The sequence below is a fragment of the Paludisphaera soli genome, assembly GCF_011064595.1.
GTDB classification, from domain to species: domain Bacteria; phylum Planctomycetota; class Planctomycetia; order Isosphaerales; family Isosphaeraceae; genus Paludisphaera; species Paludisphaera soli.
This window is the reverse complement of the sequence record NZ_JAALJI010000001.1, coordinates 531,052-547,119: the sequence shown is the minus strand read 5'-3', so window position 1 is coordinate 547,119 and position 16,068 is coordinate 531,052. Positions and strand designations below refer to the sequence as shown.

Genomic DNA, 16,068 nt, shown 5'->3' with positions numbered 1-16,068 from the left:
CCCGGTCACCATTCCAGACCCAGCATGAGGCAGTTCAGCCCGCTGCCGATCCCCAGGAACGCCGTCCTGTCGCCGGGGCGGAGGACCTGGCGGTCTTCGGCGATCGCGGCCGTCAGGGGGAGCGAGACGGTGCCCATGTTCCCGAGGTAGGCGAAGGTCGAGAAGTCCCGGTCCAGCGGCATCCCGATCGCCTTCAGGATCAGCTCGCGGTGCGACCCGCCGACTTGATGGCTGATGATGCGGTCCACCTTCTCCTCAACCCACCCCACGCTCTTGAGGAACGCGCGCCAGGTCTTCACGCCCAACTCGACGCCGTGCTTGAGGACGGCCGCCGAATCGGTCGAGGTGAACGCCCGGAGCAGGCCCGGCGCGGCCGAGCCGGCCTCCTCGACGCCCCAGCGGCAGAGGTCGTAAAATTCGGGGGCGGCCAGGACCGACCCGCCCACGAGCCGCCGCCGCTTCGAGCGCGAGACCGAGCCGTGGGTCAGGAGCACCGCCACGGCGCCCGACCCGCCGGTGAGCGTCGCCAGGGCTTCCTTGAAGTAATCCATCGTCGGATTCTCAAGCATCCGGCCGATCATCACCTCGTTGATCTCGCGGGCCGTCTCGCAGGCCACGACGAGCCCGGCGCGGATCTGGCCCAGCTCGATCCGGTTGGCCACGTCGATCATCCCGTCGATCACGCCGAGGCAGGCGTTGCTCAGGTCGTGGACGACCGCCCCCGGCGCGACGGCCAGCTTCGCGGCGACGCGGCAGGCGGTCGCCGGCTCGTAGTTCTCGCGGCAGACGCCGCCGTAGACCACGGCCTCGACCTGATCGGCGGGCAGGTCGGCGGCCTCCAGCGCCCGCTCGGCCGCGACGATTGCGCCGTCGGAGACGCGGTGGCCCTCCTCCCACCAGCGACGCTCGACGATGCCGGTGAGGGCCTCGAGCTGGCCGACCTCCAAGTGGAGCTTGTCGTAGACCGGCGCGAGCCGCTCCTCCAGCTCCGCCGACGAGACGACCACCGGGGCGACCTCGTAGCCCAAGGCCTCCACATAGACGTTCTGATACTTCATCGATGCCATCAGGGCCGTCACCGCCGGGCTGGAAGGGGGGTCGATCACTCGGGGCGCGCGTCGAGGGTGTAGCCGGTCATCTGATAGATGACCTTGCCGTCGACGGAGAGGAGTCCGTCGGCCGTCACCCGGCGGCGCGCGTCGTCGACGCCGGTGATCCACGCCTGGGTCGTCACGAGGCGGCTGGCGGGCGTGATCTGGCCCCGGTAGGTCCAGCCGTGCTCCGCGCCGAGGCCCGGCGAGTCGAACGCGACGCGCGCGTCGACAGCCCAGCGCGCCTCTGCAAAGACTTTAAGGAGTTGCAGGAGCGATTCCAAGCCCAATGAACCGGGCCATACCGGATCGTCCAGGAAATGGGCCTCGAAGAACCAGGCCGACGGATCCACGTCCGTCTCCCCGGCCACGAAGCCCAGCCCGTGCGGCCCTCCGGCCGTCGTCAGCGCCGTGATCCGGTCCACCATCCACCAGCGACGATCGGGGAAGGGCGCCCGGTCGGGCGTCGGGAACGGCTCGAAGACGGCGGCCTCCTCGGCCGACGGGGCGTAGGTCTTCGCCTCGCGGACCCCCACCTGGTTGGCCAGCGCCTCGAGGCGGAAGAAGCCGAAGTAGGTCTCGCACTCGAAGACGACGCCATCGCGATCGCGCATGACGACGTCGAAGTGCTGGATGATCATCCCGCCCGAGTGGCTGATCTTCGTGACGCGCGCCGTGGTGCGCAGCATGCCGGTGTTTCGGTCGATGACCCGATGCTGCCGGGCCTTGCCGCCGAGGTTCCGGTACTTCAGCGGCTCGTCGCTCAGGAGGGCGGAGCCCATGAAGGCCGAGAGGAACCCGCAGGGCTGCAGGGCGGCCTCGGCCAGCACGGCGTACGGCATGTGGGGCTGGCGATCGGCCTCGAAGTACCAGGCGTCGGGCGGCACGAGGTACTCGAACTCGCCCGTCGTCCCTTCCTGCTGCTCCCAGGGCGTCCCCCGGACGATGGTAGCCCGGTCGAGGAACTGGTAGGGCGGGCGCGGCAGCCGGGCGATGAACCGATCCTCGTCGAAAGGCCGGTAGCGGTCGCCGAAGCAGGCCGAGGGGGGGCCGTCCACGAACGCGTGGATCTGCGCCGCGTCGTAGACGAGGCCCGCGTCGCCCGCGGGTCGGGCCTGCTCCCAGAGCGCTTCGAGCTCGCGGCGATCGGTCCCCGCGAGTCGGAGGCCCATGTCGGTGAACTCGACGATCGGCCTGCCGTCGGCGTACATCAGGGCGTCGGCGATCGCGAACGGTTCGGGGTCGTAGCCCAGCTCCTTGATCGTCACCTCGTAGGTCACGACCCGCGTCGATTCCGTCACCTGGCCCCGGCATCGCAGCCGGTTGGCGACGCCCGTCTTCGGCTCGAAGCGGACGCGGTCGGCGTCGCCGACCCAGCCCAGCCGGGTCAGGAAGATGCGGAGCGTGTGCAGGCAGCATTCGTACATCAGCGTCCCGGGCATCACGCGGTCGTCCACGAAGTGGCAGACCATGAACCAATCGTCGGGGCGGACGTCGGCCTCGGCGCGGATCAGGCCGAGGCCGAATCGGCCCCCCTTAGGTTCCAGCGTCTCGACACGATGCACGAGGGTCATCCGCCCTCCCGGCAGCGGCAGCGGCCGAGGGAGGTCGAGCCGGTCGAAAGGCGGGCCGAACGCCGAGCCGAGGTCGCCCGCGCGAAGCGCGTCGACCTGGGCGCGATCGAGCGTGCAGGACGCCGGCGGGGCCAGCTCGCGCCAGTCGTCGGGACGGACGCCGGGGCGGGGCTTCGCGTCGAGAGGCCGGGGGACGATCCCCTTGCCCGCGGCCAACTCCTCCGCCGAGAAGAAGCCGGCGCAGCCGTCGCGCATCGTCAGCAACGGCCGGCCGTCGACGGTCCCCTCGAACTCGAACCGGAAGAGATGGGTCTCCCCCTGTCGGAAGAAGCTGGTGATCTTGATGTCGTAGTTGATGACCTCTCCCGGCGCGGGCAGCTCCGAATGGAACGTCACCGTCGCGTCGAGCAGGCGGTAGACCGCCAGGCCCTTGGTGATGAGGTCGATCCCCATCCAGCCCGAGAGGAACAGGTCGGCCTGTCCCGACTCGATCGCGATGCACGGGGCGATCCGCCCGCCGTCGAGGTACCAGCCGTCGTGCAGGACGTCGTGCTCGGTCACGACCCGGCCGCTGCCGAGCGTGAACGGCGTCCCCTCGATGGTCAGGATCCTGTCGACGAGCATCAAGGGCTCATCCGGCAGGCGGACGCGCGTCGGATAGGAATCGGCCTCGGCGTAGCGCGGGCCGAGCACCGCCCCGATGGAGCCGACCGCGTACTCCAGGCACTCGTCGCGGTCGAGGGCCACGTCGGGCCGCCGTCGAGCCGGCGGCGGGGCGGCCTCCTCGACTCGGGGCGGCTCGGAGGCTTCAAGCGCCAGGCCCACGGGCCCGCCGCCTTCGCCGATCGCGTCGAGCGTGACGGCCACCTGCCGGGCCATCGCCTCGGCGTAGGAGTTCGAGAGTCGCAGGAAGACCCCGTGCGCGTCGGCCGACGCCTGCTGGGTCTCCAGAAAGCTGCGTGCGAGCGGGGAGAGGCTCGGGGGCGCGAAGGTCGGTTGGGCCATGACGGGTGCGAGCCTCGCGGCGGGGAGCGGCTGCGGGGGGGGTATGGGGGCGGTGCGTTCGGGAATGGGGTCGCGTCGGGGCTCGGGGCGCCGCGCGGGGGCCGGAGGCTCGGGGTATCGGATCGGCGGGACCCGGCGCTCGATGACGATCTCACGCGCCTTGTCTCCCGCCGCCCGGACGGCCGGCTCCGGCTCGCGGCCGTAGAGGAAATCCAGGTCGACGGGGACGCCGGCAGCGATCAGCGAGCCCAGGGCCCGCAGGACGGAGCGCAGGGCGTCGCCTTCGGCCTCGTCGGCGGAAACGGCCAGGTGCGGCCGGTCGGCGAGGATTCGGCCGACGAGCCGCGTGCAGCCCGCGCCGGGGCCCATCTCCAGGAAGACGCGGACGCCGTGCTCATACGCCTTCTCGACGACTTTCGGGTAATCGATCATCCGCGAGGCCTGGGCCGTGATCGCGGCGGTGGCCGTGCCGTGATCGGGGTGGTAGCCGCTCCCCCAAACGCCGCTGTAGAAGGTCACGTCCGGGACGGGCGAGGTCTTCAGCTCGTGGAGGGCCCGGTAGGCCGGCTCCACGTCGAGACCGATCGGACAGTGGACCGTGCTGACCGTCGGCAGCGGCAGGAACGGGCAGCGGAGGGATTCGACGACCCGTCGCACGGCGTCGCCCCGGCCGCCGACCACCACCTCGTCCTCGGCGTTGCGGATCAGGACGTAAACGCGCTCTTCGTCGCCGATCGCCTGTTCCACCTGCTCTCGGGAGCGCGGGACGATCGCGGCGACCCAGTCGACGGACTCCTCGTCCGACAAGTCCCAGACGCGACGCGCGGCGAGGCAGGGGCCGGCCAGTTCGGTCGAGAACAGGGGCGATTCTCGGAGCCTCCGGGTCATGGCATCGCGGTCGGCCCAGGCGCCGAGCGCGACGAGCGCCGCCGACTCGCCCAGGCTGTAGCCGACCGCCGCACTCGGCCGCACCCCGAGCTTGAGGAAGAGCGCGGTCATCAGGGCTCCGGCCGAGATCTGCCCCAGGATGGGCGGCCGGTGGTCCTCGCAACGGACGCTCTGGGGGCCGTCCCACCAGACCTCGGGGACGATCTGCTCGCGGACCGTCGCGAAGCGGTCCTCCAGTTCGTGGACCAGTTCCGGCCAGGTCGCCGACAGCTCGGCCCCCATCCCCGGGTAGGCCGCGCCGAGGCCCGGGTAGGTGAACGCCACCCGAGGAGGCTCGTCCCAACTTGCTGCGGGCTCGATCACTTCGACGCCGCCGCCTCGCGGCCGAGCGATCGAACGGCCCCGGTCCAGGTCGTCCCGCACCTCGGCGACCGCGCGAGCCAGGGAGGCTGCGTCGGCGGCGATCAGGGCGAGGCCGCGCCCGTTCGCTCCCTTCTCGCGTAACTCCCGCCACCAGCCCGAGGCCAGGGCCTCCACCGGCCGGTCGCCGCGCGAGCGGAGCCATCCGGCCAGATCTCCGAGCCTCGCCCGTCGCTCCGCGTCGTCGCCGCCGAACACCGGGAAGAGCGCCAGCCGAGCGGGGCCGAGCGGGCGGACACTCTCCTCGGCCCCGGCCCCCTCGCCCCACAAGACGGCCGTCCGCCGCGCCTCGTCGAGCCCCCGCGAGCGGACCCACACGACGCGAGGCCCGTCCTCGCGGTCGCGGACCCACGAGCGCGGGCCCGACGACCCGACTTCGCCCTCGACGTCCGACCATCGCCCGGTCGGGGGGGCGATCCCCCGATCGATCGCCAGGACGGCCGAGGCGACCGCGGCCAGCCCTTCGGCCGCCCCGGTCCATCCCAGGGCCGCGCGCGGGACGTCGATCGTCAGCGCCGGACCGTGCGAGCCGGCCGGCTCGCCCAGCACGGCGAGGACCCGATCGCCGTCGCGGAGGGCGTCGGCGTGACGTTTGAGCACCAACGCGACGGCGCACTCGCCGGTTGCGAGGTCCTCTCCCAGGCCGGCCTCGATGGCGAGCCTGCGGGCGGCTAGGGTCGTGCGGGGATCGGCCGCGAGATCCACGGCGCCGACGACGGCCGAGTCCAGTTCCCCTCGGGCGAGCCAGTCGGCGGCCACGCGCAGGGCGTCGAGGCCCGATCCCTCGTCGCTGGAGATGCTGAAGCTGGGGCCGCCGAATCGGAACTCCCGCGCGACCCGGCTGGCGACCAGGCCGCCGAGCGAGCCCATCGTCCGGTTGGCCGTGAGCGCCGGCTGGACCGCGTCGCACGCGTCAGCGATCCAGGCTGACAGCTCGGTCTCGGACAGTCCCCAGCCCTGTTCGACGTTCCACGCGGGCGCCCGCGACGCGAGCCACCAGCGGAGATGAAAGTTGGTCGTGTTCGGGTCGAGGCCCAGACCGACGATCACCCCGGATCGGAGGCCCGGTTCGGGCGGCCCGCCGGCGTCGGCGATCGCGTCGGCCGCGACCTGCAGCAGGACCGACTGCTGGAGTAGCATGTCTTCCAGTTCGAGCGGCGGGATGCGGAAACGGCCCAGCCGGAGGCGCAGGGCGTCGATCGCGCCGTCGTCTTCTTCGGAAGCCGGGACGCGGCCCAGGACGCGGTGCTGGAACGCATCTCCTCCGGGCTCCCGGCCATGGCGGGCCGCGAGGCCCACCACGGCGATCGGGACGGCCGAGGCCGACCCGGAGGCAGGCTCGATCGTCCCGGCCCCCGCGCCTACCCATTCCTCGATCAGGGCGTGGGCGTTGATCCCGCCGAAGCCGAAACCGCTGACCGCCGCGCGTCGGGGGCGGCCGGAATCGGGCTCGGGCCAGGGCTCGGCCGTCGGGAGGATGCGGAACGGGCTCCCCTCCAGGACGACCCGGGGCGAGGCCGCGCGGTGGTTGGCGGTGGGGGGCTTGGTGCGATTTCGGAACGCCAGGATCACCTTGAGCAACCCGGCCGCGCCGGCGGCCGTCAGCGTGTGCCCCACGTTCGACTTGACCGAGCCGAGGACGCAACGGCCCGCCTCGGGGGCGTCGGGCAGCTCGGCCCAGAGGGTGCGCAGGCTCTCGAACTCGACGGCGTCGCCGACGGGAGTGCCGGTCGCGTGGCATTCGATCAGGTCGACGTCGTCGGGCGACCAGACGGCCTGGTCATAGGCCGCGCGCATCGCCCGGATCTGGCCCTCGCTGCTGGGGGCGAGCAGGTCGCCGGCGATGTCGTTCGAGACGCCGACCCCGCGGATCACTCCGAGGATCGCGTCCCCCTGGCGTATCGCGTCTTCGAGACGCTTGAGCACGAACAGGCCGGCCCCTTCGCCGACGATCAGGCCGTCCCCCTCGGCGTCGAACGGAGCCGATCGGCCCCGAGGCGAGAGCGCGCGAAGCTGGGAGAAGCCCATCTGGGTGTACAGGGCGTCGGGGCGCGAGACGCCGCCGGCGAGCATCGCGTCGGCCCGGCCCGACGTCAGTTCGTCGCAGGCCAGCTTGAGCGCGTAGAGCGACGACGCGCAGGCCGCGTCCAGCGTGTAGGCGACCCCGCCCAGCCCCAGCGCGTCGGCCACGAGCCGCGCCGGGGCCCCGGCGGGGAACGCGTTGCGGGGCTCGAAATCGGCCGGTCCCGACGGCTCGACGCCGAGCGACTCCTCGATCCGCCGGCCGATCGTCGCGCGGGTCATGGCCGAGGTGGTCTCGGTCGGGAGGACGAGATGGCCGAAGACGACGCCGACCCGCGAGCGGTCGAGCCCTTCGGTCCTCGCCGATCGCCAGGCCCGGGTCGCGGTGCGTAACGCCAGCCGGAACGTCGGGTCGAGCCGTGCGACCAGGGCCGGGTCGACGGCGAGGCCCGTGCAATCGACCTCGAGCGCTTCGTCGTCCAGGAATCCGCCGCGCGTGGTGTAGACGCGGTCGGGCCGGCCGACGGACGGGTCGAACGCCCGGTCGGCGTCGAGCAGCCAACGGCCGGCGGGGACCTCGGACGAGGCGTCGCGGCCCTCGGAGACGAGCCGCCAGAAGGCGTCCGGATCGCGGGCCCCCGGGAACGCCGCGTCGAGGCCCACGATCGCGATCGACATGCCGGTTCCTGGTCGCATGGTCATCGCGGGTTCGCGGCCGCCCGGGGATGCGGCAGCCGATTGCGCCGGAAGGCCTGGTTCAGGGCGGGGTCGATGACGCACTCGTAGCCTTCGATCCGGGCGACCAGCCCGCCGTCGGCGTCGAGGAACTCCACGTCCGCCGTCGCGCGATGGTCGCTCGCCTGATGCACGGCCAGGACGACGCGAACCCCATCGGTGGGGAATCGGCGGCGGAACTGGCGATACGAGCCGACCGCGGTCGGCAGCGAATTGGCCTCCCGCGTCCAGCGGCTCCAGAGGATCATCAGCTGGAACGCCGCGTCGACGGCCAGCGGGTCGGTGAGCCACTCGCGACGGAGGGGCTTCGCGACCCACTTAGCCGGCGAAGGCGCCGTGGAGACCCAGGCGGCGATCATTCGGTCGTCGCAGCCCTCCAACCTCTCGACCGCCTGCATCGCCGGGCCGTGGAAGAGGATCTGTTCGTAGATGCCCTCGCGATCGGCGTCCAGATCGGTTCGCGTAGGCTTGTTCAGGGCCGGCATCCCCTCGGAGTGGTGGTCGACCAGCGAGACGAGGGCCCGGGCATGGACGATCTCGCGTCCCTGGCCGAGCGACCCGCGCATCTCCACCGGGACGACCAGCGATCCGCCGCGACGCTCTCCCTTCCCCGCCCGCAGCGACACCGGCGCGGGATGATGGTCGCGGAGCACGACCCCCTTGAACAGCCGGAGGTCGTCCAGCCCTTCGACGACCAGGCCCGGGTGCCGGTGCACGGCGGCCTCGCAGAGCCATTCCATGATCAGAGACATCGGCAGGACCGCGTGGCCGTCGATCACGTGGGATCGGAGGACCGGGAACGCCTGGACGTCGACGAGCCTCTCGAAGGCCGGGCGCAGGTCGGCGTCGAATCCGTCGGCCTGCACCAGGTCCTCATCGCGAGCCTCGGCCGGCGAGGAGGGCGACGGCCCCGACGCGCCCCGGGGCGGGTCGGCCAGGACCACGACCTCGACGGGGTTCTCGCGCGACTCCTGGATCTCGCGGGCGACGAGTTCGGCCCCCTCGGCCATGGGGATCAGGCCCACGCCCTCGCTTTCGAAGACCCCGCGGAGCGAAGGGGTGACCATGCCCCCTTCCCAGGGGCCCCAGTTGAACGCGACGACCCGGCAGTCCGGCAGTCGTCTCGCCTGGACCTGGGCCCACTTGTTGAGCACCTCGTTGGCCGCCGCATATGCCACCTGGCCCAGGCGGCCGAAGCGCGCCGTGGAGGATGAGAAGAGGACGAGGGTCCGAAGCCCCGCCGGATCGATCGCTTCGAAGACGGCGGCCAGGCCCTCGATCTTGGTGTCGTAGACCAGGTCGAACTGGGCGTCGGTCTGGTCCTCGATGCGGCGATCGGCCAGGACGCCGGCGGCGTGGAAGAGGCCCCGCACCGGCCCGTGGACTTCGGCGACGCGATCGATCGCTCGCCGGACCGCCGCGCGATCGCGGACGTCGACCGCCTCGTAGATCGCCTCCCCGCCGGCGTCGCGGACCCTCCTCAGGGTCTCCTCGATCTCGCGACGCGCGAGCACCTCGCGGGCCTGTTCGTTGACCTTCTGCGGAGTCGTCGGTTCGTGGGCGTTCCGGAGGATCGCCGCTCGTACGGCCGCCTCGTCGGCCGCCCCGGAGAGCCAGGAGGGCTCGGGCCCGTTCGGGGCCGCGGTCCGGCCGAGGAGCAGGAGCGTCGGCCGATAGGAGCGAGCCAGGGCGACGGCCGCCTCGGCGGCGATGCCCCGCGCCCCGCCGGTGATCACGACCAGATCGCCGCGATCCAGGACCGGCCGGCGGCGGTGGTTCCCCGACGTCCATTCGGCCCGCTCGAGCGCCAGCTCCACGACCCCGGACGCCGAAATCCCGACCTCGACCGGGCCGCGCCGCGTCAATTCGTCGACGAGCCGCGCCGCGGCGAGATCGACGTCCGCAAGATCGCCCGCCAGATCCAGGGCCTTGCAGCTCACCTCGGGCCACTCGTGGGCGGCGGTCTTCGCGAGGCCCGCGAGGCCGCCGGCGACCGGGTCGATCGCCGGGTCGAGCCCGTCGAGCCCGAATCGCCCGTCGAGCCGCGATACGGTCAGCAAGGCGGAGGGCGTGCGTCCCCGCAGCCGAGGACCGACGGCCCGGATTAGTCGGAACGCCCGCTTCAAAGCGGTCGAGTCCAGGCCCGCAAGCGGCGCCGCGACGATCAAGGCGTCCGGCGCACCGGAGGGAAGGCCCGCGCCCGCCTCGTCGGCCTCGACGACCCGCGTCTGGAATCCGCGCTCGTCGAGCGCGGCCTGGATCGCCGGCGTCAGGGCCGAGCCTTCGTCCGTGATCCAGACCTCCGCCCCCGGCGCGAAGGCGAGGGTCTCGCGGCGGTCCGGCTCGGGCAGGGCGCGAGGCCGCGGCGTCAACCGTTCGAGGCGGACCTGCGCGGGCGCGACTTTCGCGGGCAGGTCGACGGCCGGAGTTGCGGCCGGGGCCGGTGCCGGGGCGGCGGCCCCCGCGCCGAGGAAGGCGACGATGTCGCGGAGCGAGTGGATCGAGCCCAGCTGGTCGGGCCCGATCGCCGGGGCCTCCGGCAGCCGGTCCTGCAGCGCCGACAGGATCTCGACCCGCTTGATCGAGTCGATCCCCAGGTCGGCGTCCAGCCGCATGTCCAGCTCCAGCATCTCCGCCGGATACCCCGTCTTCTCCGACACCACCGCCAGCAGAACCCCCGACACGTCAGGCCCGGCCGAAGCCGGGACGACGGCCGGTGCCGGTGCCGGGGCGGCGGGCCCCGCGCCGAGGAAGGCGACGATGTCGCGGAGCGAGTGGATCGAGCCCAGCTGGTCGGGCCCGATCGCCGGGGCCTCCGGCAGCCGGTCCTGCAGCGCCGACAGGATCTCGACCCGCTTGATCGAGTCGATCCCCAGGTCGGCGTCCAGCCGCATGTCCAGCTCCAGCATCTCCGCCGGATACCCCGTCTTCTCCGACACCACCGCCAGCAGAACCCCCGACACCGGCGAGGCGTCCACCGTCGCCCGTTCGGGGGCGGCTGGGAGCGGGGCGGGGGCGGGCGCGAAGGCCCGGGGCGCAGGCCGGACGGCCTCGACCTTCGGAGGTTCGGGACGGGGTGCGACGGCGCTCCTGGGCGCGACGACCGGGGCTGGAGGGGGGGCCGGGGCCGCGGCCTCGACGGCGCGAGGCGGGGCGACCGAGGCGGCCACCGACGCCGGCGCGCCGGCGGCCAGGCGGAGCTGCTGCTCCAGCAGCGTCTGGAAGGTCCGCTGGGCGGTTTCCTGGCCTTCCAGGAACTGCTGATGCAGGCGAGCCGTCTGCTGGGCCAGTTGCTGGAGAGCGACCAGGTGATCCTGGGTCTGCTGGAGCGCCGAGTCGACGCCGGGAGAGGGGGCCGAGTGTCGATCCGGACGCCGGGGCTCGACGGCGAACGTCGGGGCCAGATCGTGGGCGTGTCCGTTGCCGTTGCCGTTCGTCGAGGCGGCGGGGAGACGGTCGGGGGCGTTCATGGGGCGCTCGAAGGTGGGGCGTGGCGGGGTTTTCCGGGCCGCCGGCGGCTCCGCGGGCGGCGCGTTCCTCGGCGACGTGCGGTCGACGGGCCTCGGAGTCGCCGTCGCGACCGGCTCGGGGCGGGGGGCGGGCTTTGATTCGGTCCGGGCGGGCTCCGGCTTGCGTCGGGGAGCCGGGTGGGCGCCGCAGACCAGCACGGTGAGGCCGGCGCGCTTACCGGCCGGAGCCGAAGGGGCGAATCCTTCGTCCCACCGGGCGAGGTCGACGGGACGACCGGAAGCGGCGACGGTCGCGAGCGCCGTGGCCAGGCCCACGAGGCCGTTCGCCTCGTCGCGGGGCGAGTCGACGGCCGCGGCGACGTGCTCCTTGCCGGTCAGGATCGAGGCGACGAGCGAGCTGAGCCTGGCATCCGGCCCGACCTCGAGGAAAACCCTCGCCCCGTCGCGATGCATCGCCTCGATCATCGCGACGAACTCGACGGGCCGGGCGAGCTGTCCCGCGAGGAGGTCGCGGGCCCCGTCGGGCGCGGCCGGGTACGGTTCGCCGGTCGAGTTGGCGAAGGTGGGCGAGGCCGGCTCCGCGAACGTCTCGCCCGCGAGGGCCTCGCGGAACGGCCGGCTCGCTTCGGAGACGAAGCGGCTGTGGAAGGCGGCCGACACCGGGAGCCGCTTGGCGCCGATCCGGGCCGCGCGGAGCACCTCCTCGGCCCGCTCGATCTCGGCCTCGGGGCCGGAGAGCACGCACTGGAGCGGGGAGTTCTTGTTGGCGATCACGACGTCGAGCGCGTGCTCGCGGAGGATCGCGTCGAGCTGGTCGGCAGCCGCGAAGGCGGCCAGCATCGCGCCGGCGTCGCGGCCGTCGCGGCGGCCCATCAGCGTCCCGCGTTCGGCGGCGAGCCGCAGCATCGTCGGGGCGTCGATCCGCCCCGAGGCGTGGAGCGCGGACAGCTCGCCGAAGCTGTGGCCGGCGGTCATGTCGGCCTTCACCCCGAAGTCTTCCAGGATGCCGAGCAGGCCCAGCGAGATCGCCCCGATGGCCGGCTGGGCGACCCGGGTGTCGCGAAGGGCCTCGTCGTCGCGTCGCCGGGCCTCGTCGGAGAAGCTCGGTGGAGGATAGATCCGGCCGCTGAGGCGATCGCCCAGCCGCGAGGCGGTCTCGCGGTCGGCCGACTCGAGCGCGGCGAGCATCCGGGGGAACCGGCAGGCCAGGTCGCGACCCATCCCGACGTACTGCGATCCCTGCCCGGGGAAGAGGAAGGCCAGCTTCCCGGCGGGTTCGCCGCGACCCACGAGGACGCGCTTCGAGGGGCGGGCGGACGCGCCGGCGAGGCGTTCCCTGGCCTCGGCGATCAGGGCGGCCGGGGGCGTCTCTCCGCGACGCGCCACGACCAGGAGCCGAAGCGGGCGGTCGACGCGGAACGCCGAGCGGCTGCGCGCGCCTTCGGAACGGACGTCGGCCCAGGACGTCCCGTGGTTCCAGCCTGGGAGGGCTTCGCCCAGGCTCGCGGCGTCGTCGGCGGAGTAGGCGAGGAGCTGCACGTCGCCGCCCCAATCGACGGCCGGGCGATCGGGCCGGGCCTCCTCCAACACGCAGTGGAAATTGCTGCCGCCGAAACCGAAGGCGCTCACGGCCGCGCGTCGAGGGGAGCTGGCGGCGCCCACCCAGGGTCGGCTGTCGGTGTTGACGTAGAACGGCGAGTCCTCGGCCTCCAGGAGGTCGATCGGCCGCTCGACCTTGATGGTCGGCGGCAGGACCTTATGGTGCAACGCCAGGGCCGCCTTCACGAGCCCCGCCGCGCCCGCCGCCGCCTTGGTGTGGCCGATCTGGGACTTCACCGAGCCCAGGGCGCACGACCGGGCCGCCGCCCCCGCGCCCCGGAAGACCTCCTCCAGCGCCTGGACCTCGATGCCGTCGCCGACGCGGGTCCCCGTGCCGTGGGCCTCGATCAGGCCGATGGTCTCCGGCGCGATCCCGGCCTGCTCGTAGGCCCGCCGCAGCGCCTTGACCTGCCCGGCCGCCTTGGGGGCGTAGATCGCCTGGCCGCCGCCGTCGCTGGACGAGCCCATGGATCGGATCACGGCGTAGATCCGGTCGCCGTCGCGCTCAGCGTCGGCCAGCCGCTTCAGCACCAGCATCCCCAGCCCTTCGCCCAGGATCGTGCCGTCGCCGTCGGCGGCGAAGGGCTTCGCGTCGCCCGTCGGCGAGAGCGCCGGGGTCTTGCTGAAGCACATGTACATGAAGATGTCGTTGAAGGTGTCGAGCCCGCCGGACAGGGCGACGTCGCAGCGGCCCGAGGCCAGCTCGTGCAGCGCCAGGTTCACCGCGCCGAGCGAGCTGGCGCAGGCGGCGTCCACCACGCAGTTCGAGCCGCCGAGGTCCAGCCTGTTGGCGATCCGCCCGGCCGCGACGTTCCCCAGAAGGCCGGGGAACGAGGCCTCCTGCCAGCCGACGTAGGAGTCGGCGATCCGCCGGACGACGTCCTCGGCCGTGCCGGATTCGACCCCCGCCTCGGCCAGCGCGCGTCGCCAGATCGGGTGTCCGAGCCGCGCGCCCAGGGGGATGACCAACTCCAGCGTCCCGGTCACGCCCAGGATGACGCTGGCGCGATCGCGGGCCAGCTCGCGGCCCCCCGCGCCGTAACCGGCGTCCTCGAGCGCCTTCCGAGCCACGAGGAGCCCCAGGAGCTGGGTCGTGTCGGTCGCCTCCACGGCGTTCGGCGCCACGCCGAAATCCAGCAGCGGGAAGTCGACCGGCGAGAGGAAGCCGCCCCGATGCGCGTAGGTGCGGTCGGCCGCCTTGGGGTCGGCGTCGAAGTAGTCCTCGGGACGCCAGTGGGTCTCCGGGACGTCGACGATGGCGTCCAGGCGGTCGCGGATGTTGGACCAGAAGCGCTCCAGGTCTTCCGCCATCGGGAACAGGCAACCCATCCCGATGATGGCCACCGGGACGGGAGGCGGGGGATCGGCCTGATTCAAGTCACTTCCCTTTCGAGCGTCGATGCGGGCCGGGTGGGAGGTCTCGGTCGTCCGGGCGCTTCAGTGGGGGCGAGGTCGACCCACCATGTTAAAGATCCGATCCCATCTTCTCAATCTCATCACGCGGCCGGGGGGCCAATCGGGGGGAACCGTCGGGGGGGACGACGCCTTGCATGGCCGCCGTCCGGGCCCGCAGCAGGACGGCCGCGTTGTGGAGGATGTTCAAGGCGACGTCTGCCGCGCGGCGATTCTCGGGCTTCTCCAGGAACGTGCCCCGCGTCCAGTCGTTGAAGGCCGCCATGGCCGGCCCGCACCAGATCTGGTAGTCGACCACTCGCGAGGGCTCGCCGACGTTGGCCCAGTGCGACGACTGGCCCAGATACCAGCGGAAGACCAGGGCCATTTTGTACTTGGCGTCGGCCTCGGCCTTGGCGATCTGGGTAGGGTCGCGGCGGGCGAAGAACGCCCGGGTCTGCTCCCAGACATCGGGCAGGGGGGTGCGGAAGATGGTCTTCTCCAGCGTCGCCCGGTCGGCGTCGGGGATCGACTCCAGCCGGTCGTAAGCCCGATAGTACTCGTAGAGCTTGGCGGCCCGCATGGCGAACATGGTCCCTCGCTTGAGGACCTGCACCTTGACCCCCATCTCGAACATGTCGGCGGCGGGCGCCATCGCGATGTCGGCCTGCTGGGCCTGGGCGAGCATCGTTCTGACGACGTCGGACGTGCCGGCCTCGACGCAGGCCTGATTGACCGACCCGGTCACCAGGTATCCCGCGCCCATCGCCAGGGCCCCCGCCGCGGCCCAGGGGGTCGAGATCCCCCCCGCGGCGCCGACCCGCAGGGGCCGATCGTAGCCGTGCTGCGCGGCGAGTCGATCGCGGAGGGCCAGGAACGTCGGCAGGAGGACGACCAGGGGTTGGTTGTCGGTGTGGCCGCCGGAATCGGCCTCGGCCGTGAGGTCCTCGGCCATCGGGATGGTCTCGGCCATCGCGGCCTGGTCGGCGTCGATCGCACCCTGCTCCACGAGCGCCCGCAGGATCTTCTCGGGCGGCGGGGCCAGGAAGCGCTGGGCGACCTCGACGCGGGAAGCCTTGGCGATGAGCCGATTCGGGGCGACCACGCGGCCCCGCTCGTCGCGGTGGATCCCCGAGACGCGATAGCGGACCACCGTCGGCGTCAGGCTCAAGAAGGCGGAAGCCTCCACCAGCCGGACTTTCCTTCGAAGGTAGAGGTCCACCACAGCCGACTCGATCGCCGGCTCGTGCGGGCTGTGGATCAAGTTGAAGCCGTATGGGGCTTTATCCCCCAAAGAGCCCTGGATTCGGTCGACGGCCTTTTCGACGGCGTCCAGGCCAAGCCCGGCGGCCCCGAAAATCCCGAGCATGCCGGCCCGGCCCATCGCCTCGACGAGTTCGACCGAGGCGATCCCGTTGGCCATCGCGCCGGCGATGCAGGCGTAGCGGACGCCGTGGGCCGCGCGGAACGAGGCGTCGCCGAGGCGGTCGATCGGAAAGGGGGGGACGAACGCGGCGCGGTCGTTTGAGTCGCGCCCCGGAGCCTCGACGATCCGGGGGGACCCGTCGTCCTCGATCGCGACGTGCAGGCCCCGGCCGACCCGGCCGAGCGCCTCCTCCCAAGCCTCGCGAACTGTCTCGACGCGCTGCACGATCCTGCTCCGCCTTCCGCGATGCGACGCCACGTCGGCCGGGCCGAACGCCGGCCGGGGGCCGTCGCGAGGGCCCGCGTCCGGATGGGGCGGCGTTCCTCGCGGGCCGTCGTCTGGGCACGTCCGCATCATCAAGGAAACGAGCAGATATACCACCGCGCGGGACGCGACGACAGGGGACATTCGCCGCCTTGATGGCTGGTGGGACGTCTCCCTATACG

Annotated in this window: 4 protein-coding genes; all 4 read right to left on the bottom strand. The window is 72.7% G+C overall.

The features are described 5' to 3' along the window. Positions 1-5 precede the first annotated feature (5 nt). The 4 genes from G6O68_RS01955 to G6O68_RS01940 all read right to left on the bottom strand — a co-directional run bounded on the left by G6O68_RS01955 (position 6) and on the right by G6O68_RS01940 (position 15,976). Positions 6-1,058: a 3-oxoacyl-ACP synthase III gene (locus tag G6O68_RS01955; RefSeq protein WP_165244633.1), complete on the bottom strand. Its 1,053-nt coding sequence runs from the start codon at positions 1,056-1,058 to the stop codon at positions 6-8. Between the two features lie 44 nt (positions 1,059-1,102). Further along, a complete protein-coding gene (locus tag G6O68_RS01950; protein WP_165244204.1) occupies positions 1,103-7,678 on the bottom strand; it encodes a type I polyketide synthase in 6,576 nt (2,191 codons plus the stop codon). 20 nt (positions 7,679-7,698) lie between these two features. Further along, positions 7,699-14,181 carry a type I polyketide synthase gene (locus G6O68_RS01945; RefSeq protein ID WP_206107989.1) on the bottom strand — a complete coding sequence of 2,161 codons (6,483 nt, stop codon included), beginning with the start codon at positions 14,179-14,181 and terminating at the stop codon, positions 7,699-7,701. 88 nt (positions 14,182-14,269) lie between these two features. Further along, entirely contained in the window at positions 14,270-15,976 is a 1,707-nt protein-coding gene (locus tag G6O68_RS01940) for a PfaD family polyunsaturated fatty acid/polyketide biosynthesis protein (RefSeq protein WP_165244629.1), read from the bottom strand. Between the last annotated feature and the right edge of the window lie 92 nt (positions 15,977-16,068).